At 53.9% G+C, this 19,367-nt stretch carries 21 protein-coding genes, 1 tRNA gene and 1 pseudogene; 14 read left to right on the top strand and 9 right to left on the bottom strand.

Annotation, left to right across the window (positions count from 1 at the left end):
* Nucleotides 1-26: 26 nt before the first annotated feature.
* The 5 genes from lolA to cysG are packed head-to-tail and all read left to right on the top strand — an operon-like array spanning nucleotide 27 to nucleotide 5,066.
* Nucleotides 27-650, top strand: coding sequence for an outer membrane lipoprotein chaperone LolA (gene lolA / locus D109_RS0126405; protein ID WP_026078226.1), 624 nt, complete (start codon nucleotides 27-29; stop codon nucleotides 648-650).
* A 27-nt stretch (nucleotides 651-677) separates the two neighbouring features.
* On the top strand, nucleotides 678-2,000 hold the full coding sequence (locus D109_RS0126410) for a replication-associated recombination protein A (RefSeq protein ID WP_010172481.1): 1,323 nt from the start codon (nucleotides 678-680) through the stop codon (nucleotides 1,998-2,000).
* Nucleotides 2,000-2,374 (top strand): fluoride efflux transporter CrcB, encoded by a 375-nt coding sequence (gene crcB / locus D109_RS0126415; protein ID WP_010172479.1) that lies wholly within the window; start codon nucleotides 2,000-2,002, stop codon nucleotides 2,372-2,374. The genes D109_RS0126410 and crcB overlap by 1 nt, the downstream gene beginning before the upstream one ends.
* 16 nt (nucleotides 2,375-2,390) lie before the next feature.
* Entirely contained in the window at nucleotides 2,391-3,671 is a 1,281-nt protein-coding gene (gene serS, locus D109_RS0126420) for a serine--tRNA ligase (protein WP_017479523.1), read from the top strand.
* Nucleotides 3,672-5,066, top strand: coding sequence for a siroheme synthase CysG (gene cysG / locus D109_RS0126425; RefSeq protein WP_017479524.1), 1,395 nt, complete (start codon nucleotides 3,672-3,674; stop codon nucleotides 5,064-5,066).
* Nucleotides 5,067-5,176: 110 nt separating this feature from the next.
* On the opposite strand, the gene D109_RS0126430 is transcribed toward cysG, so the two are convergent.
* From D109_RS0126430 to D109_RS0126465, 7 genes are all read right to left on the bottom strand, one after another.
* Nucleotides 5,177-6,172, bottom strand: coding sequence for a glutathione S-transferase family protein (locus D109_RS0126430; protein ID WP_017479525.1), 996 nt, complete (start codon nucleotides 6,170-6,172; stop codon nucleotides 5,177-5,179).
* 88 nt (nucleotides 6,173-6,260) lie between these two features.
* Nucleotides 6,261-7,262: a glycosyl transferase family protein gene (locus D109_RS0126435; protein ID WP_017479526.1), complete on the bottom strand. Its 1,002-nt coding sequence runs from the start codon at nucleotides 7,260-7,262 to the stop codon at nucleotides 6,261-6,263.
* Nucleotides 7,259-7,594, bottom strand: a complete 336-nt coding sequence (locus D109_RS0126440; protein WP_017479527.1) for a TusE/DsrC/DsvC family sulfur relay protein — start codon at nucleotides 7,592-7,594, stop codon at nucleotides 7,259-7,261. Before D109_RS0126440 ends, D109_RS0126435 begins: the two co-directional genes overlap by 4 nt.
* On the bottom strand, nucleotides 7,591-7,884 hold the full coding sequence (gene tusB, locus D109_RS0126445; protein ID WP_017479528.1) for a sulfurtransferase complex subunit TusB: 294 nt from the start codon (nucleotides 7,882-7,884) through the stop codon (nucleotides 7,591-7,593). Before tusB ends, D109_RS0126440 begins: the two co-directional genes overlap by 4 nt.
* The gene (gene tusC / locus D109_RS0126450; protein WP_017479529.1) at nucleotides 7,884-8,234 is read right to left on the bottom strand and encodes a sulfurtransferase complex subunit TusC; all 351 of its coding nucleotides are present in this window, start codon (nucleotides 8,232-8,234) and stop codon (nucleotides 7,884-7,886) included. Before tusC ends, tusB begins: the two co-directional genes overlap by 1 nt.
* A gap of 1 nt (nucleotide 8,235) precedes the next feature.
* Complete coding sequence (tusD, locus tag D109_RS0126455; RefSeq protein ID WP_017479530.1) at nucleotides 8,236-8,628, bottom strand: sulfurtransferase complex subunit TusD; 393 nt, start codon at nucleotides 8,626-8,628, stop codon at nucleotides 8,236-8,238.
* A gap of 89 nt (nucleotides 8,629-8,717) precedes the next feature.
* On the bottom strand, nucleotides 8,718-9,389 hold the full coding sequence (locus D109_RS0126465; RefSeq protein WP_003219636.1) for a Bax inhibitor-1/YccA family protein: 672 nt from the start codon (nucleotides 9,387-9,389) through the stop codon (nucleotides 8,718-8,720).
* A gap of 275 nt (nucleotides 9,390-9,664) precedes the next feature.
* Between D109_RS0126465 and D109_RS0126470 the strand changes: the two genes are divergently transcribed.
* The 5 genes from D109_RS0126470 to D109_RS0126495 all read left to right on the top strand — a co-directional run bounded on the left by D109_RS0126470 (nucleotide 9,665) and on the right by D109_RS0126495 (nucleotide 16,090).
* Nucleotides 9,665-9,752, top strand: a tRNA-Ser gene (locus D109_RS0126470).
* 862 nt (nucleotides 9,753-10,614) lie between these two features.
* Nucleotides 10,615-12,027 (top strand): site-specific integrase, encoded by a 1,413-nt coding sequence (locus D109_RS01000000132165; protein ID WP_032869068.1) that lies wholly within the window; start codon nucleotides 10,615-10,617, stop codon nucleotides 12,025-12,027.
* Nucleotides 12,028-12,567: 540 nt separating this feature from the next.
* Nucleotides 12,568-13,989: a hypothetical protein gene (locus D109_RS0126485; RefSeq protein ID WP_152416407.1), complete on the top strand. Its 1,422-nt coding sequence runs from the start codon at nucleotides 12,568-12,570 to the stop codon at nucleotides 13,987-13,989.
* A gap of 33 nt (nucleotides 13,990-14,022) precedes the next feature.
* On the top strand, nucleotides 14,023-15,432 hold the full coding sequence (locus tag D109_RS0126490; RefSeq protein ID WP_152416408.1) for a hypothetical protein: 1,410 nt from the start codon (nucleotides 14,023-14,025) through the stop codon (nucleotides 15,430-15,432).
* Between the two features lie 4 nt (nucleotides 15,433-15,436).
* The gene (locus D109_RS0126495; RefSeq protein ID WP_152416409.1) at nucleotides 15,437-16,090 is read left to right on the top strand and encodes a hypothetical protein; all 654 of its coding nucleotides are present in this window, start codon (nucleotides 15,437-15,439) and stop codon (nucleotides 16,088-16,090) included.
* A 136-nt stretch (nucleotides 16,091-16,226) separates the two neighbouring features.
* Here D109_RS0126495 and D109_RS0126500 read toward each other — a convergent pair whose 3' ends face one another.
* Nucleotides 16,227-16,691 (bottom strand): helix-turn-helix domain-containing protein, encoded by a 465-nt coding sequence (locus D109_RS0126500; protein WP_017479536.1) that lies wholly within the window; start codon nucleotides 16,689-16,691, stop codon nucleotides 16,227-16,229.
* 171 nt (nucleotides 16,692-16,862) lie between these two features.
* On the opposite strand from D109_RS0126500, the gene D109_RS0126505 reads away from it, so the two are divergent.
* The 3 genes from D109_RS0126505 to D109_RS0126515 all read left to right on the top strand — a co-directional run bounded on the left by D109_RS0126505 (nucleotide 16,863) and on the right by D109_RS0126515 (nucleotide 18,233).
* On the top strand, nucleotides 16,863-17,258 hold the full coding sequence (locus tag D109_RS0126505) for a hypothetical protein (protein ID WP_017479537.1): 396 nt from the start codon (nucleotides 16,863-16,865) through the stop codon (nucleotides 17,256-17,258).
* A gap of 210 nt (nucleotides 17,259-17,468) precedes the next feature.
* Complete coding sequence (locus D109_RS0126510) at nucleotides 17,469-17,759, top strand: hypothetical protein (protein WP_256219587.1); 291 nt, start codon at nucleotides 17,469-17,471, stop codon at nucleotides 17,757-17,759.
* 90 nt (nucleotides 17,760-17,849) lie between these two features.
* Nucleotides 17,850-18,233, top strand: coding sequence for a hypothetical protein (locus D109_RS0126515; RefSeq protein WP_017479539.1), 384 nt, complete (start codon nucleotides 17,850-17,852; stop codon nucleotides 18,231-18,233).
* Nucleotides 18,234-18,319: 86 nt separating this feature from the next.
* Here the strand turns inward: D109_RS0126515 and D109_RS0126520 are convergent, their stop codons facing one another.
* Nucleotides 18,320-19,141, bottom strand: a complete 822-nt coding sequence (locus tag D109_RS0126520) for a DUF6602 domain-containing protein (protein ID WP_017479540.1) — start codon at nucleotides 19,139-19,141, stop codon at nucleotides 18,320-18,322.
* Nucleotides 19,142-19,172: 31 nt separating this feature from the next.
* Between D109_RS0126520 and D109_RS1000000135375 the strand changes: the two are divergent.
* Nucleotides 19,173-19,271, top strand: a pseudogene (locus D109_RS1000000135375) (2-oxoadipate dioxygenase/decarboxylase family protein); the annotation flags it as partial.
* Nucleotides 19,272-19,367: the final 96 nt, after the last annotated feature.

Here is a 19,367-nt window from a genome sequence, read left to right on the forward strand (position 1 = left end):
TTGCAAACGAATCTAAGAGGACTCCCATGCGTCTTATCCGCATGCTGTTGTTGCCGGCATTGGCCCTGACTGCTGTTTCGGCTCACGCTGATCCGGCTTCCGTTGCGAGCCTGACCAACCTGCTGGACAAATCCAAGACCCTGAGCGCGCGCTTCTCCCAGTTGACCCTGGACGGTGGCGGCACTCAATTGCAGGAAACCGCCGGCGAAATGGCCGTGCAGCGTCCTGGACTGTTCTACTGGAAAACCGACGCGCCAAACGAGCAGACCATCGTTTCCGACGGCCAGAAAGTCACCCTGTGGGACCCGGACCTGGAACAGGCGACCATCAAGAAGCTCGATCCGCGCCTGAGCCAGACCCCGGCGTTGCTGCTGTCGGGCGATGTGTCGCAGATCAGCCAGAGTTTTGATATCACCTCCAAGCAGGCCAGCAACGTCATCGACTTCACGCTGAAGCCGAAATCCAAGGACACGCTGTTCGACAGCCTGCGCCTGTCGTTCCGTAACGGCGTGATCAACGACATGCAGTTGGTGGACAGCGTCGGCCAACGCACCAATATCCTGTTCACCGGGGTCAAGGCCAACGAGCCGGTGGCCGCGTCCAAGTTCAAGTTCGACATCCCGAAGGGTGCCGACGTGATCCAGGAATAAACTGCCTAGAGGTTTCAAACGCTGCCCATGGATCTGTTTCGAAGTGACCCGATTGCTCAGCCTCTGGCGGCGCGCCTGCGCTCGACCAACCTGGACGAGTACGTCGGGCAAGAACACCTGCTCGCTCGCGGCAAGCCTTTGCGCGAAGCCCTGGAGCAGGGTGCGCTGCACTCGATGATTTTCTGGGGGCCGCCGGGCGTGGGTAAAACCACCCTGGCGCGGCTCCTGGCGAAAGTCTCGGATGCCCACTTCGAAACGGTCTCGGCGGTGCTCGCCGGGGTCAAGGAAATCCGCCAGGCGGTGGAAGTCGCCAAGCAGCAGGCCGGGCAATACGGCAAGCGCACCATCCTGTTTGTCGACGAAGTGCATCGCTTCAACAAGTCGCAGCAGGATGCGTTCTTGCCGTATGTCGAAGACGGCACGCTGATCTTTATTGGCGCCACCACTGAAAACCCGTCTTTTGAACTGAATAACGCCTTGCTGTCCCGGGCGCGTGTCTATGTGCTCAAAAGCCTCGATGAAGCCGCGATGCAGAAGCTGTTGCAGCGCGCGCTGAGCGAAGACAAGGGCCTGGGCAAGCGCCAACTGAGTGTCAGCGAGGAAGGCTTCAAGATTCTGCTGACCGCTGCTGACGGTGACGGCAGACGTTTCCTCAATCTGCTGGAGAACGCTTCCGACCTGGCAGAAGACGGCAGCGAAATCGGCGTCGACCTGCTGCAAAGCCTGCTGGGCGACACCCGCCGGCGTTTCGACAAGGGCGGCGAAGCCTTCTACGACCAGATTTCCGCGTTGCACAAGTCAGTGCGCGGCTCCAACCCCGACGGCGCGCTGTATTGGTTTGCACGGATGATCGACGGCGGTTGCGACCCACTGTACCTGGCCCGGCGCGTGGTGCGCATGGCCAGTGAAGACATCGGCAATGCCGACCCGCGTGCGTTGAGCCTGTGCTTGGCCGCCTGGGAAGTGCAGGAGCGCCTGGGCAGCCCGGAAGGCGAGTTGGCGGTGGCCCAGGCCATCACTTATCTGGCCTGCGCGCCAAAAAGCAACGCGGTGTACATGGGCTTCAAGTCCGCCCTGCGTGCCGCCGCCGAGCATGGTTCCCTGGAAGTGCCGCTACACCTGCGCAATGCGCCGACCAAGCTGATGAAGCAGCTCGGTTATGGCGATGAATACCGTTACGCCCATGATGAGCCGGACGCCTATGCGGCTGGCGAAGATTACTTCCCGGATGACCTTGAGCCGCAGCCGTTCTACCAGCCGGTGCCTCGCGGCCTGGAGCTGAAGATTGGCGAAAAGCTCAATCACCTCGCCCAACTTGACCGGCTCAGTCCGAAACAGCGGAGAAAGTAGTGCTCAGAACGATTCTTGCCGTGTCCGTGGCCGGCATCGCTGGTACATTATTGCGTTTCGCCACCAGCACGTGGGTCAGCGCCAACTGGCCGAAGCATTTTTATGCGGCGACCCTGGCGGTCAACCTGGTGGGCTGTTTGATCATCGGCTTGTTGTACGGGTGGTTTCTGATTCGTCCGGAAGTGCCGATTGAGATTCGGGCCGGCTTGATTGTCGGCTTTGTAGGCGGTCTGACGACCTTTTCATCCTTTTCACTGGACACACTGCGCCTGCTGGAAAGCGGGCAGGCACCGGTCGCCTTCGGGTACCTGGCCATCAGCGTGTTCGGGGGGCTGCTCGCCACCTGGGCTGGCCTGTCCTTGACCAAACTTTGATAAACGAGAGACCGACATGCTCGATTCCAAACTGTTACGTAGCAACCTTCAGGACGTAGCGGACCGCCTGGCATCCCGTGGCTTCAGCCTGGATGTTGCGCGCATCGAAGCGCTGGAAGAACAGCGCAAGACCGTCCAGACCCGCACCGAAGCACTGCAGGCTGAGCGTAATGCGCGTTCCAAATCCATCGGTCAGGCCAAGCAGCGCGGTGAAGACATCGCGCCGTTGATGGCGGACGTCGAGCGTATGGCTGGTGAGTTGGCTTCCGGCAAAGTCGAGCTGGACGCGATCCAGACCGAGCTGGACTCGATCCTGCTGGGTATCCCGAACCTGCCGCACGAATCCGTGCCGATTGGCGAAGACGAAGACGGCAACGTCGAAGTCCGTCGCTGGGGTACGCCAAAAGCGTTCGATTTCGAGATCAAGGACCACGTCGCCCTGGGCGAATTGACCGGTGGCCTGGACTTCGAGACAGCGGCCAAAATGTCCGGCGCGCGCTTTGCCTTGCTGCGCGGCCCGATCGCGCGCATGCACCGCGCCCTGGCGCAGTTCATGATCAACCTGCACACCGGAGAACACGGCTACGAAGAGGCTTACACCCCGTACCTGGTTCAGGCGCCGGCGCTGATGGGCACCAGCCAGCTGCCGAAGTTCGAGGAAGACCTGTTCAAGATCAGCCGTGATGGCGAAGCCGACCTGTACCTGATCCCGACCGCCGAAGTGTCTCTCACCAACATCGTGGCCGGGGAAATCCTCGACGCCAAGCAACTGCCGCTCAAGTTTGTCGCCCACTCGCCGTGCTTCCGCAGCGAAGCCGGTGCATCGGGCCGCGACACCCGCGGTATGATCCGCCAACACCAGTTCGACAAGGTCGAGATGGTGCAGGTGGTCGAGCCGTCGACCTCCATGGAAGCGCTGGAAGGCCTGACCGCCAACGCCGAACGCGTCCTGCAACTGCTGGAGCTGCCGTACCGCGTTCTGGCCTTGTGCACCGGCGACATGGGTTTCAGTGCCGTGAAGACCTACGACCTGGAAGTGTGGGTGCCGAGCCAGGACAAATACCGCGAGATTTCGTCGTGCTCCAACTGCGGTGATTTTCAGGCCCGTCGCATGCAGGCGCGTTTCCGTAACCCGGAAACCGGCAAGCCAGAGCTGGTCCACACCCTCAACGGTTCGGGCCTGGCGGTAGGCCGTACCCTGGTGGCGGTGCTGGAAAACTACCAGCAGGCTGATGGTTCGATCCGCGTACCCGACGTGCTCAAACCGTACATGGCGGGCGTTGAGGTCATCGGCTAAATGGAATTTCTGCCGCTGTTTCATAACCTGCGCGGCAGTCGTGTGTTGGTCGTCGGTGGCGGGGAGATTGCCTTGCGCAAATCCCGGCTGCTGGCCGACGCCGGCGCGTTGTTGCGGGTGGTTGCTCCCCAGATTGAAGACCAGTTGCGTGAACTGGTACAGGGCAGTGGCGGTGAACTGATTTTGCGCGGTTATCAGGAGGCCGACCTCGACGGTTGCACCCTGATTATCGCCGCGACCGACGACGAGTCGTTGAATGCGCAAGTGTCCAGCGATGCCAGGCGTCGTTGCGTACCGGTCAATGTGGTGGATGCGCCGGCCTTGTGCAGCGTGATCTTCCCGGCGATTGTCGACCGTTCGCCCTTGGTGATCGCGGTGTCCAGCGGTGGCGATGCGCCGGTGCTGGCACGCTTGATCCGCGCCAAGCTGGAAACCTGGATTCCGTCGACTTACGGCCAATTGGCCGGGTTGGCGGCGCGGTTTCGCAGCCAGGTCAAAGGTTTGTTTCCGGATGTGCAGCAGCGTCGCGCGTTCTGGGAAGACGTGTTTCAAGGTCCGATTGCTGACCGGCAACTGGCCGGGCAGGGTGATGAAGCCGAGCGTTTGCTGGTGGAGAAAATCAACGGCGCGCCGCCTCACGCACCGGGCGAAGTCTACCTGGTGGGTGCAGGCCCGGGTGATCCGGACCTGCTGACCTTCCGCGCGTTGCGCTTGATGCAGCAGGCCGATGTGGTGCTGTACGACCGCTTGGTGGCGCCGGCGATTCTTGAGCTGTGCCGCCGAGATGCCGAGCGGGTGTATGTTGGCAAGCGTCGTGCTGATCATGCGGTGCCGCAAGACCAGATCAACCAGCAGTTGGTGGACCTGGCCAAGCAAGGCAAACGCGTGCTGCGGCTCAAAGGTGGCGATCCGTTCATCTTTGGGCGTGGTGGTGAAGAGATTGAAGAACTGGCAGCCCATGGCATCCCGTTCCAGGTGGTGCCGGGCATTACGGCTGCCAGTGGTTGTGCGGCGTATGCCGGTATTCCGTTGACTCACCGCGACTATGCGCAATCGGTTCGCTTCATTACCGGGCACTTGAAGGACGGGACTTCGGACCTGCCATGGAGTGACCTGGTGGGGCCGTCGCAAACCCTGGTGTTCTACATGGGGTTGATCGGGTTGCCGATCATCTGCGAACAGCTGATCCAGCATGGCCGTTCAGCGGATACGCCGGCGGCGTTGATCCAGCAGGGCACCACGTCCAACCAGCGGGTGTTTACCGGCACCCTGGCTGACCTGCCACGCATGGTGGCGGAGCATGAAGTTCATGCGCCGACACTGGTGATTGTGGGAGAAGTGGTGCTGTTGCGTGAGAAGCTGAAGTGGTTTGAAGGCGCTCAGTCGCAAGTCTGACACATCTTCTGTGGCGAGGGAGCTTGCTCCCGCTGGGCTGCGCAGCGGCCCCAAAATCCTGGGAGCGCTTCGCACTCCAGCGGGAGCAAGCTCCCTCGCCACAGGGTGTTTCAGTTCAAGATACCTTTCCCGCTCAACCGCTCGCGGTCATGCTCCACATCAAACGTCTGCAACGGCCCCTTCGGCACAATCCCCGTCGGATTAATCGTGCGATGACTGGCGTAGTAGTGCCCCTTGATGTGAGCAAAATCCACCGTCTCAGCAATCCCCGGCCACTGATACAGCTCCCTTAGCCAATTCGACAAATTCGGATAGTCCGCAATCCGTCGCAGGTTGCATTTGAAGTGGCTGTAGTACACCGCATCAAACCGAATCGCCGTGGTGAAAAGCCTTACATCGGCTTCAGTCAGGTACTCCCCCGCTAAGTAACGGTGCTTACCCAAGTGCTGTTCAAGGTGATCCAGTTCGGCAAACGCATCATCAAATGCGGCTTCATACGCTTTTTGCGACGTGGCAAAACCTGCGCGGTATACACCGTTGTTCACGGCGGGATAGATCCGGTCGTTCAGTGCATCGATGGTTGAACGCTGGGCCTCGGGATAGAAGTCCAGTTGATTGCCGGTCAGTTCATTAAACGCACTGTTGAACATGCGGATAATCTCCGCCGATTCATTGCTGACAATCCGCTTGAGCTTCTTGTCCCACAACACCGGCACCGTGACGCGCCCGGTGTAGTTGGCGGTGTCGGCGGTATAGCGTTGGTGCATGTAGGAGAAGTCGTCGAGTTTGTCGCCGCTGGAGCCGTGGGCCTTGTCGAAGGTCCAGCCGTTCTCGAGCATTAACCAACTGACCACGGACACATCGATCAGGCTTTCCAGGCCTTTTAGCTTGCGCAGGATCAATGTGCGGTGTGCCCAAGGGCAGGCGAGGGAGACGTACAGATGGTAGCGGCCGGCTTCGGCCGCGAAACCGCCTTCGCCGGTCGGGCCGGGCTCGCCATCGGCGGTCACCCAGTTGCGGCGTTGCGCCTGCTCCCGTTGGAAGGCGCCGTCTGCGCTACTTTCGTACCACTGGTCATGCCAGCGTCCTTCGATCAGCAAACCCATGACTGACTCCTTGGCTAATAAGCGTAGGAGTGCAGTCTAAAGGTCTGAGTTCGAACAAAAAGCGCAAAGGCTGGGGGTTAATGATCGACTAAATCGATTTGTCCCGGGCATCCCAGTACTGCTGGGCCAGTTCGAACGCCTGTTCCCGCGGGTGGCCGAGGCCGCGCAAGGCCAGGGCCATGGTGGCGATCAATGCCAGTTGCGGGTAGCTGTCCTGCACGTCGCCGCGCCATAGCGCCTTGAGGTGCTCGGGCTCCAGGGCGGCAGGTTTGACGTGGCGCTGGGCGGAGAGGGCAGGCCACTCTTCATCCCAGCTTTCGCCGCCGGTGGTGCCGTACAGGTGGCTGATGGTGTCCGGGTTGATCTCGATCTCGCCGCCGTCGCCCTTGACCACGATGGTGTTGTCACCGAGCAAGCCGCTGGCATCGCGGTGCACGCCCTGGTAGCCCGGGTGGAAGATGCTTTGCAGGCCGCAGCGGGCGCTCAACGGGTTGAGGATGCGCGCGAGGGAGTGGATCGGCGAACGCAGGCCCAGGGTGTTGCGCAGGTCGATCATGCGCTGCAGTTGCGGTGCCCAATCTCCCAGGGGAATAAATGCCAGGTTGCCCTGCTCAAGGGCGGCCTCGACCTGTTGCCAGTTGCGGCACAACGGAATCTGCAAGCCTTCCAGCAATTGCTCGGTGTAGAGCCGGCCTGCGGTATGTGCGCCGCCGCCGTGCATCAAGATGCGCACGCCGTTCTGTGCCAGGCACTTGGCTGCCAGCAGGTACCACGGCAGGTGGCGTTTTTTACCGGCGTAGGTAGGCCAGTCGACATCCACATTGAGTGACGGTGCATTCAAGCGTTCGCGCACGGCTTCGGTGAAACCGGCGAGTTCTTCCGGGCTTTCTTCCTTGTGCCGCAACAGCATCAGGAAGGCGCCGAGTTGGGTGTCTTCGACCTTCTCGTCCAGCAGCATGCCCATGGCTTCCCGGGCTTCCTCACGGGTGAGGTTACGGGCGCCGCGCTTGCCTTTGCCAAGGATGCGCACGAACTGTGCGAACGGATGTTCGGCAGGGGCTTCAGTGATCAACGGGGCAAAATCAGTCATAAGCAATTCGTCGGCCTGGGCAGGCCCGCCAGCTTGGCGGCGAGTTTGGCGGGAGTGCCTTTGAACAGTCGGTTGAGGTGCAGGCTGTTGCCCTTTTCCGGGCCCAGCTTCAAGGCGGTGTATTTGATCAGCGGGCGAGTGGCGGGGGACAGCTGGAATTCGCTATAGAAGCCTCGCAGCAGTTCGAGAATTTCCCAGTGTTCCGGGCTCAGCTCCAGGTCTTCTGCGGTGGCGAGGGCGTTGGCCACGTCGCTGGACCACGCGTTCAAGTCGACGAGGTAGCCGTCCTTGTCCAGTTCGAGGGTGCGTTCGCCTACGGTCAGGGTGTTCATAGCCAGGTGTTGACCTTGTCGTAATCGATCGACAGCTGGACGAAGGCCGGGTAATCGACGCTGGCGGCCCACGCAGGCACGGCGAGACTGCGCGCCTGACTGTCTTCGGCCAGTACAAACACCTTTATGCCCTTGGCTTGCAGGGCTTGGCAGGGTGCGCTGGCGGGTTGCAGGGCGTAGGCACCGTCGCCACACAGCAGGATCGCATCCGAGGCGCCACAGAGGCGCAGGCAGCTGTCCAGCCGGCTATCGGCAAAGGGGGAGTGGGAGACCACATGCAAAGTCGACATCAGAGGGTAATCACCTGGTCGTAACGGTCAATCATTTGTGAGATCTGTTCGCTGCTCAGCGGCTGCGCGTTGCCGGATGCGGTCAGGCCACGCTCGGTGAGGCTATGGCTGCAGGCAAACACATCCTCAACCCCAAACAACTCCAGGGCCTGGAGGTTGGCGCTGAGGTCTTTCTGCTGCACGGCCTTGGCGTCCTGGCTTGCGGCCAGTTGAAACACGCCGTCGTCCAGAAACAACAGGCCAATCGGCAAATCAAACGCGCCGCCAGCCAGTACGATATCCAGCGCTTCACGGGCACTGGGGCCGGACCACGGTGCCTGTCGGCTGATCACCAGCAAGGATTTCGACATGTCACGGCCCTCCAAAGCAGATCAAACGGTCAGCGGCCTGGGCGGCGTCATGCAGTTGCCCAAGCCCGGACAGCGCCCAAGGCGCCTCCAGATTCACCGCGCTGCGCTGATAGCGGGTGGCCTCTTCGGCATTCAGCACCCCACGACGCAGGGCCGCCGCGATGCACACCACGCCATCAAGCTGATGCTCGCTGACAAACTCGCGCCACTGACGGGCGATATCCTGCTCATCCTGCGGCGCAACAATGTTGGTGGATGCGCTGTAGACGCCATCCTGATAAAAAAACAGCCGCACAATTTCATGCCCGCCGGCCAGCGCCGCCTGGGCGAACAGCAAGGCACGGCGCGAGGAGGGCGCATGGGCGGCGGAAAAAAGCGCAATCGCGAACTTCATGGAACACTCTGAAGGCAAAACCTGTGGCAATGATAAAGCCGCAGACAACAAAAAGCCCGCCGAAGCGGGCTTTTTGCATGTGGCTGCGATCAGTCGTCGCGGCCCATGATGCCGAAGATCTGCAACAGGCTGATAAACAGGTTGTAGATCGATACATACAGGCTGATGGTGGCCATGATGTAGTTACGCTCGCCACCCTGGATGATCGCGCTGGTCTGGAACAGGATGCACGCCGAGGAGAACAGCACGAAACCGGCGCTGATCGCCAATTGCAGGCCGCTGATCTGGAAGAACATGCCTGCCAGCACGGCAGCCAGCAACACGAAGAAACCGGCGGTGATGAAACCACCCAGGAAGCTCATGTCCTTGCGGGAGATCAGCACGTAAGCCGACAGGCCGCCAAATACCAGGGCAGTCATGGCAAATGCCGAGCTGACCACTTCCGCGCCGCCGGCCATGCCGAGGTAACGGTTGAGGATCGGGCCGAGGATAAAGCCCATGAAACCGGTCAAGGCAAACGCCGACACCAGGCCCCAGGCCGAGTCGCGCAGCTTGTTGGTCAGGAAGAACAGACCATAGAAGCCTATCAACACGACGAAGATATTCGGGTAGCCGACGCGCATTTGCTGGGCCACGAAGGCCATCACGCCGCTGAAAGCGAGGGTGAGAGCGAGCAAGCCGTATGTATTGCGCAGGACGCGGCTAACTTCTAGCTGCTCAGCCTGCGCGTTTCCATTCACTGCGTAATTTTGTTCGCGCATGGCGACACTCCTTCAGTTTTGAAACATTCAGTCGCAAGGATCATAACAGACGCTCTGTAACAAGCTATGGCGAGAGTTTGACAGTGTGTTTCATTCGGGTATTATGGCGCCCGCTGACACAGGATGGGCTACGCTAATCCTGTGTTGCACAAGGGAAATTGGCAGAGTGGTTGAATGCACCGGTCTTGAAAACCGGCGGACGTTAATAGCGTCTCCAGGGTTCTTATCTAAGGCTGGTGGTAGTTGCACCTTACGTAGCACGCATCACGGAATACGGGAAATTGGCAGAGTGGTTTAATGCACCGGTCTTGAAAACCGGCGAACGTTAATAGCGTTCCCAGGGTTCGAATCCCTGGTTTCCCGCCGCGAATTCAATAAAATCAAGGGCTTAGATGAAGATCTAAGCCCTTTTTTTGCTCTCTATTTTAGCAATTGTCGGTGACGGGGTAGTGCCAGCTATTGCATATTTAAGGTGCAATCTTTTCTGTTGCGCCTTTTGGGGCTGTCAGATGGCGTCTTGCCGAGCGCGTTTGAAGAAGCCTTTCATTCTCACCGTTCTTCGCCAGCGTTCACATGCTATGGCAGAAATTTCCTTCACTGACTGAGTCTTGATGGGCGAAAGAGGTCGCTGGGTGGTTTCGAGCGAGAGAACTCATCTTGCTCAAGGGAGGAAGACTGACCAATTCGCCTTCTTGAAAATGCCCTACTAATGCGCAGAGCTTTTTCATTTTCCGATTGTCATTCAGAGGAGATGAGCAGCCCCCTCCGTTCCTTTTTGGCGATCAGTCTAGGGTTCAACCCCCATTGAGATGACGATGTCCATCCGAGCCAGGTCTGCGCTGACATCAAAGGCTCAGTTGTGGCGGTAAATTTAAACCTACTCCTATTCTAGCCGAAGCCTGCGCCTGCCCAGAAATTGGCAAGCGAGGCCGAGCGCCAGGTCAGACGCTGGTTCGAGTTGCTTACGCGACCTGATGCGCGCAGAGGCCTCTGTTTGGCTTGTCACCAAACATTACGCCCATATAGCTAGTCCTCTATTGGGAGCACTTTAACTCCTTCCAAACGTCCGTTATTGAGCGTTTAAAAAAGGGTATGCCGCGAGCATACTCTAAGATGCAACTAATTTATTGCATCTTATTGCGTTAACGGATTTGATGTGGAAGGATGCGCCCGAAATTAGGAGCCATTCGCTCTTAAGCAAGACACTGAGGGCTGATGTCAGGTCATGAAGCACGTTGAACTGTATGAAACTACTCGCAACGGTATCCCTACATTCCGTTTGCTTTGCCCGGATCAAGCGATGTCTGAGTTTTTTGATAGCTGGGCTTACCAACTAGCCAAATTAAAAAAATTCAGAACAGTTAAAGCTTACTGCTATGCGGTTCAGAATTTCCTCAGCTTCATACATCAAGTTAGCATTCTAAATTGCGGCCTTACTCCGGCTCTCCTTAATGATGCATTGGATAGCTACGAGAGCTATTTAGTATTTGGGGCGAGTAGTGATTCGGCGATTGCTCGTGAAGCTGCGAAAGCGTTGGGCTCCCGAAACATATCTGGAGCATCAGTTGGAGTGCATCTTGTTGCGGTAAATCGATTTATCGCTGCTAGCGAAGCTATGAGAGATGGCCTTTTGCAAATGCAGCGCAGCGGATATGTATCTGAAGCTTTAATTTCGATTATGCCTATTACAATTACTAGGCACATTAACGCTCCTAAAGCTATAAGTGCATCCATTAAGGCTAATAGCTGGTTGGCAGGGTGCATTGCAGGCGGCGCTAAGAAAATCAAAATGCAAAATCTTTCGCCCAAATCTAAACCGTCATCGATGGCGCGCACAGATGAATTTGGTGGGGATGACAAGGCGTTCCCGATTGATAAGTGCAAGGCTCTTATTGATAGTGCGGTTTGCCTTAGGGACAAGGTACTTTGGTCGCTTGTCGCAGCTTCAGGTTGTCGAATTTCAGAAGCGCTTACCATGCTAATGGATGATATCGAGATTGATATTGAACATCCCGAGCGAAATAAAATATATATTATAGACCCTGGCACGCGTCGGGATGTTCTTATTGATTATATGTCTGAAGCTGAGCTGAATAAGCTCGATCATAAGGGAAGAGATAAACCTGAGACTTTTCTTATAGAGCCATTTGCGTCTATGTTTTGGTATAACTTTGGTCTTTACAATGAAGAGCAGCGTGCTAAGGAAAAAATAAGACGCAGGCCGGTTCTACATCGTTTTCTTTTTCGTAACCTCAGAAATGGTAGTGCAATGCCGTTATCGTATCAAGCCGTCTGGGAGAGGTTCAGTAATGCAGCACGCGCTGTGACCGGTACTAGCTATGGCTTTCATTCTTTACGCCATATGTACGCATATTATCTTGTCAATCATTGCCCTAATCCTGCTGGTAGAGGTAAGTTTGGATTGGAGCTAAAGGTAGTACAGACGCTCATGGGACATAAGTCAATTAAGTCAACAGAGCGTTACGCGCGTAAGGATGCAAAAATGCTTGAGGTAACGTTTGCTGCCATCAATATGTTGCGAATGACTACTTCAAATTTCAATGTTGTAGCGGTTCAGATTCAACACCTGGAGTGCGAGCTTGAGCAGCTAAAGTTAAAGCTTGTAGAGCATAATTAATGGTAAATTTAGATAAAGTTCAGGCGATGTGGCTGGTTTCTGATGATCAGGTTGTGTACGAGTTTTGCAAGTCGGTTGAAACTACCCGGATGTTGTATAGTAGTTATTATGATTTGGTTGATCGAAGCAATTCCGGTTATAAGATTAGTGCATCGTTTATACGGGGTATCACATTTGGAGCTTGGACTAAGGTTGATGTGGAGTTGTTACTGCAATCTACGTTTCGGGGGGGGGCAGCTTCGTCTCGGGGATATTGATCGCTCACTCCATCATATCCCAGCTTCATATGATAACGCGATATCGCAGTTTTTTCGCATGGTGTTTATTACGCTGTGGGCACGAAAGGTTTTTATCGCTCCGTTAGGGATACAGACAGTTACCAATCAGGCGGAATGCTTTGATAGCTTATGTCGTAGGCTAGACGTTGAATGTCTGACTATTGTTCGTGGTACCCATCCACAGTCCAAGCTTAATAGTGTGTACAAAAGGGCTGAATTCAATAACGCCAGCACCCGTGTAAGTTTCTGGCTAAGGATGCTGTTGAGTACCACTTTTTATACGGTAGAAGATGTCAACTACAGTGACTGCAAAGCGTTATTCGATGGTGCATACGGGGTTGGAAAGCTCCCGCTCCGTCGATATTATATTAATGATTTCTTGATGGTCATCTCCGCTGCCAGTCCTTCTAAAAAGCAAATGGTGGAGCAGATCATTGAGCAATATGAAGTGTGTAAGCGCAAGGCCAAGCCCGTACGGATTTATAAAGGGCGCGTCAATCCGAAGCCCAAAGTAAAAACTGCCGCCCAAGTAAAGCATGATATTGCATTCAAAATTGCCCAAGAGATAGCGGAGGGGGCGCAGGATTTTAACTTTGGAATTGTTTTCAGTTTGTATTTAACACCATCCAAAATTGGCTCAATTTTCGGTTTTAGAGATGAAGACGATCATCAGCCGTTTTTTGAATGGTCAGCTCCTGAAGTTCAGCGACTTACACGATATATGGATCGGGTGTTCAAGTCTCATCTCAAGTCTAAACGATTGCAAAGATCTGGTAATCATATGTTTGTGATTGGCTTGTTTATGAGCTATTTGATGGCTTATTTACCCAATTTCTTTATTCGTCGGGATGGTTCATTGGAGGCTTATCCGACAAATTTTAATGAGTTTTCATGTGCGCTATATTTTACGCGCGAATCTGTTTTCTTGGATGGTGTGATTAAATTTGAAAAGACGCCTCCCAGAACTTTTTTGGGTTATATGGAAGAGTTTTCCAAAGCGAATGAATGGGTCAATACGACGCATTACTCTAGGGTCTTAATCGTACAGCATTTTTGCGAGTATGTTGAGTCGAATAGACTCGTGCTGCCTGAGGCTAATGAATTTAAATGTAATTTTACCAGCGCTTGCTATCCCGTAATTCAGAGTAGTGCGGGTACTGTTAAGCGCCCAGTTCCAAGGCCATATTTCGCTACTTTTCTTAGTATTCTTTATAGTCTTGAATACCTAGTGGAGCATATAAATCTTATGGCTGCGGCTGAGTGGCTTGAAGAAAAAGACATCAACTATGGAGTAATGAAAGGGACGTTGATTCAGCCGTCGATGGCCGAACTTTTGCACAGCCATGCGTGGGCAGGTTTAATCTCGCGTGAGGTCAAGGGGATGGATCAAGTAAATCAAGGTTTGTTAAATTATACTCCTATTTTTTATCATGAAAAACAAATCTATAGATTTGATTTCTTGCCTCGCTTCTATAAGGTCGTTGATTTCGAGATTAAAGGCGAGGTGCGAAAGTGTGTCTCTCCTAATGAAGTACGCTTGACGCAGCTTATGTGCGAGACGGGACTGCGTCAGCAGCACCTTATTTGGCTTAATAAGGATAAATATGATTGCGTGCTGGATCGGTACTGGGAAAGTCCTTTAGCTCCACTTTTTGTCAGTTCAGATAAGTCGCATGGCGAATAGACGGCTATTGTAGCTAGACATGCGATCCATATTATGGATCGCCAAAAAAAATGGTATGACTCGTGCAGCTCTGAATCTTACAAAGAGGATCTCTGGTATGGCATGACAGAGGGCTCTAAGTTTGGTAAGTACAAACCACTTTTTCGTAACTCGGGTACCACTGATAGTAACTGGAAAAATAATCGGCACTTTCCTATTTACTTGATGATTCTCCAACACTTCATCAAAGTCATTATGGAAGATGAGTCTGGTGAAGATTTGGTTTTCATTAAGTCTGCAGATAATGATAGAGCACCTATGACAGAATACGATGATCTGTCTCTGAGCAGGCTTGCAGTGGATGGACTTAGTAGCCCTTATACACCTCACGGATTGCGTGCTGGATTTGTGACTAATGCAATGCGCTTTTTGCCTCCTTCTATCATCGGTCAGTTTATGACAGGGCAAACCGAAGAGCTTGTATGGTATTACACTATTTTTGACGATGAAAATATGCCAGATCACCAGAAATTACTTGCTGATTATATGATCAAAAATATGGATAAGCTTCAAAGTGGAGAAGCACCCGAGCTGGCGCAGGCAGTTCTGCAATTGAATGCCCGGTTGCGGGACAGTATTCATCAAGATCCTATTAAGGCTATTGAAACACACGGTCTTATGAGTCTGACTGGGGTCAGGGAGGGCCAAAATGGTCTTGAGGTGTTGCGCGCCAAGCGATATACAACTTTGGCCTATAATAATTGTCATATTTGCCCTTTCGGTAACCACTGTCCGAAAGAAGTCGTGGATCAAATCGGCTTCGGTAGGCCTTGTGCGCTGTGCCCCTACGCAATTCGAGGTGTTGACCATCTGCCAGCTGTGTGTGCCGAGAAGGATAAGTCTAAAGAAATGATGCGGGGTGTCTTGGACAAGCTGAAGGAATATCAGGACTTGAAACCGTCCTCTAGGAATCACCAGGTGGAGGAGACGCTCAATAGCGAATACGACCGCCATGCTAGGGAGGCTTGTGCACTTGAAGCAATTGAACAACAGCTCTACAAAATGGCTACTGATGGGGATGTCAAAAGCCTATTTCTCACGGACAAGAAAGGGTTGACCGCTCATTATAAGAAAATTCATCTTTCAGAAGGTGAGCACCTGCTGAAGCGTCTTATCGACGTTCAAAACTTTCCCGATGTTAACAGTGCGCGTCTTGATCAAAAATTTGCTTACATGCGGGGCATGATGCTTGTGCAGCAAGGTAAGTTTGAAGAACTGTTGCGTGTCGACCCCAGGCCTCCGAGCCATCAGCTATCCTCCCAGATTGCGAGCATGCTTACCGCCGGAGTGCTGAATGTGAGGGATGTGGTTAAAATTGGACACGCTGCTGCTAATCCGTCCTTGGAAGCTAAGCCTGTGCAATCCATGTCTGCTAAAATTGGGGTCATTCTACCGGAGGGGTAATCTCTTGGCATCGCGCGTTGATACATTTGAAGAACACAGGGAGGAGGCTAGGGCTGCTCGAATTGCACGTATCCAAAGTGCCTTGGATGTTTTGTCATCTGCTAACTATGAAAATATAACTAATTTGGCTAAAGCAGTTGCCAAAATCGTCGCCGAAATTGAGTTAAGGAACTATTTAGGCTTGCCAAGTGAGATGCAAGCTAAATTCTTTAAACCTATCAGTCACATCACGCTGTTGAGAAATGATAAGTACCGGCAAATCCTTGAGCAGCATCTAGGTCAGAACGTGGAATCTTGCGTTCCAGTCTCGATAAGCTCCTCGGACTTCGAAGCGCTAAAAATACGAAATGCTAGTCTGGCGGGCCACATTGAACAGCTTAAACTGACGATCCGAAATCTTTATTCAGGCGACTCTGTATCGAGTCTAGATGGCGAGAAATTGCTAAAAGATAATGCTTGCTTATCAGACGATCTTAAGTTCGTTATTGGTATGCTTGATGACGTATTAAGTGGCGCAGGCGGGATGTTTGTTACGAAAATGCCAGGTGAGGAAGATAAAGATTTCACGGTTGCTGGCTTGCATGGGCCGATGGACTTGATTGCTACGTACGATGACCTATTGCGGCTTGAGGGCTTGCGTCAGAAACTGAATAGATAAAACTTACCTCAGGAAAATATGGAGTAGCTCCGTATTTAAAATAAATCTTTTACAATTTAGCATATCTCAACTCAAAGCACTTTTTCTGGTTGATGGATAGCTATCTAATCCAAGGTTCCACTCGTCTGCCGTCCTCTTAGTCTCCCGCCGATTCTCGATGCCAGAGCCTACGTACTGTCGGCTCAGGTAGGGCTAGTCGCTTGCGCACCTCTGCTTGGGTTAAACCTTGAGCTTTCATTTCCTGTACTGCGACCCACTTCTTTCTAGCTTCTACCATCGCTGGCGTCATTTTTGCGGGTGGTTCATCTGGTAGGAGCGTATCCGCTAAATCTAATTTTTCGAGCTCAGCCAAGCAGTCTAGAAGAATTTGGCGTCCCGTCTGTTGCTTGTGTCCAGCGAGTGTCAGCGTGAACAACGTCAGTGGTTGAATACTTAGGGCGCAGGCGAGCTCGTAGCTCACGTCGACTGTAGCAGTGGTCAATGCACTCTCGAGCTGACTGACGTGGGATTGCACAACGGTTTTGGAGATCTCAACCTGAGAAAAACCACGTTGTGTGCGAAGCAGCTTGAGCGCTGCTGCGAAGGATTTACGCAGCGACATTTTCCATACCCGCAAAAGTAGACGGTATGCCGTGTTTGCCTAGCGTCACACAAATCTATATATTGATACTGATGGCGCTTTGGCAGAGATGACATATGAGTATTGCGCCGCAATCAATCTCTGCTGCTGTCGGTGGGGCGTTGTCAATTCATGCAATTTAGGGAGGAGTGGATGGGCAGCTTTATCGACGATGGTCTGCTGGGTGATGATGGGACTGAACTGGAAGGCTACAGACTCTCTATAGACGAGGCCCTTAATGCAGCCAGAAAGCGCTACAAATGGATGCCCCTCTGCGCCGTCGAGGAATGGATCATCCTAGACGCCATCGTCACCGACGAAGAGCGAGCGAAAGTTACCGCCGCAGGCTGCCAGCCAATCTTTCTTTTTGCCCACAAAGTTGTGCACGACGAGCAGCGGCGTTTCGAACCAGGCCATTGGGTGCGCTCAAGCATGGGCACCGCTTTCAAAGAAGGCTACCTATTCGAAACACGCAACACGGTCTACGTCCTGCTCGGGCCAGGCCATCGTAAGTCTGCTTCTATCGAAGCGATATTTTCCCTTTTCTGATTACCAACCGGTTCTGCTGGGCAACTGACGTGCTCCAGCAGCTTGAGGCGACACATGTTCAGAACCTTAGACAACGACCTGATAGGCGTTCCCGGAATGTTCGGGGAGGGCGTGTCCCATTGGCGTGGAGTGTCAAGGCTGCTACGAACACCTTGGTATCACCTAACCCTTAGCGTCGAAAACGAGGGTCGACCCAGCGAGTGCGCGGTGATGATTGACGACACCCACCAGCTTCAAAAAATGTTGGTAAGCCAAGGTGCGGATTTAGCTATCACCGAGATTATGGCTGTGACGCCATCTTGGATGAATAAGTCCGGGGGCTGGCAGATGGAGCGGTTAACCAAAGTGTCCGTTGGGGAGGACGGGTCTGGTTCTGAGGTTTGCTTGCTGGAAGTGGCTAAGGGAGCGGTGTATCACACCTCACACCAGCGAGACTTCAAGATTGAAGGGCTGGCCAACCTGAGGCCCGTCTTTCTCTCAAGCATGATTCGATCAGCCTGAAATTTACCAGTAATTCCCCACGAAACCAGCGCCTCTGGTTGCGTGTGCAATTCTTGATAACTCCATACAGAACGCAACCGGAGCCCAACGATGCTGGACACCCTAGATGTCAATTTTCACGGAAAGCGCCATACAGATTTCGATCTCAAACGAATCATTAAAGCCCAGGAGCAAGGCTTTGATGTGCCGGTGACCGCCTACCTTTGCGGTGTTTCCATCAGGTCGCGCGCAGGAATCGGTGTTGTTTTTGGCCACAAGCGTAAAGACCAGTATGGGCGGTTTGGTGACGGCCACTTGATCCGTACTTCTGATGTTCTGAAAGTCGAACGTGAAGGGCGATTTTGGGTGATGACGACGGAGAACTCGCGGTACGTACTGGCAACGTTTCAGAGGGGCAATGGGCGAGCCTCCCTGCGTGATTATCTGCGAGTCTCAAAGGGGCAGCACCATTTCACTCCGCGCGTGCTGCAGTAATATTCTGGAGTCCAATGCGGTGCAAAGGGTCTGAATTTCTTAGTCGCTGCCACTGGCTCGTTGTTCGTAAAGTCTACGGTCTTATGTCAGGTTTTGCGGTTGAGCAGGTTGTCGAAGAACGTGGTGCTCAGCGCCTCAGTCCAATCAATCGGCAGCAGTTCAACCCAGCTCAACGCCTGAAGAAGGATCACCAGACCCAAGCCGTAGGCGTTGCCAGGTGCAGCTTCCACGCACAGCGGCGCACCGAACTTAGTGTCGTAAAAGAGGGACGATTGGATACCGTCTGCCCCCATGTATACAGTAGGAGTCGCGATGTGATCATTACCCAGAATCATCAAATCAGGCGCGTGCTCACCCTGGACGTTGTGAACTGAAATGTCCGGTGAGTATTTGCGTGCAAAAACTGCACAAAAGGGCTGGTTTTTGAGTGGAGGGTAAGTGCGGGGCCAATCTCTGACCCTACCGTTGTAGATCGGCCCATCCACCTGATACTCAGGGTTGGTACGACCTCGACGTGTGAGCAGCAATTTCTTTACCGCTTCGGCTTGGCTGACCGCCTTTGCCAATACCGCTGAATCCGAGATCGAGTGCTTGCATTCGATGTAGGCGTACACCGCGTCAACAGGGATTTGTTCTTTTACCGGATACTGGCGGCTCATACCGGAGCGCAGGGTGGGGCTGGACATCTTGTCGTAAATAATGACGTCATCCCCGGCCTTTTCGCCATTTTCAGCTACAACAAAACCCCGGCACACGCCGTACTTGGCTGGCAGAATATCCTCCAGCAAAGCGCATATGGCGACCTCAAATTCATCCCCAAGGTCAAAGTTGTAGATCGCCTCGATGTCCTGCAGCCTCGCTTCGACTTTCCTGGCCAATCTCTCGATGTATCCACCGTATGAGCTCATTGATCCTCCTCCAGTTGCTCGATGTCTGTAGGTATACGAAGACTTTCTGCCCGTGAGCGCGGCTGGCATCTTCCAGTCCAATCTAGTCGACAACGCTCAAGCACGTTATGCAGAGATGGCGAACCGCGATGTGTTGGCGCTGATTGAAAACTGACCCACCCTGCCGATTGAAAATTGACCCAGGGCGGATTGCTGATTTTTGTCCCAGCAATTGTGGATAAGCTTA

It is taken from the genome of Pseudomonas sp. PAMC 26793, from assembly GCF_000313235.1.
In the GTDB taxonomy this organism is placed as follows: domain Bacteria; phylum Pseudomonadota; class Gammaproteobacteria; order Pseudomonadales; family Pseudomonadaceae; genus Aquipseudomonas; species Aquipseudomonas yamanorum.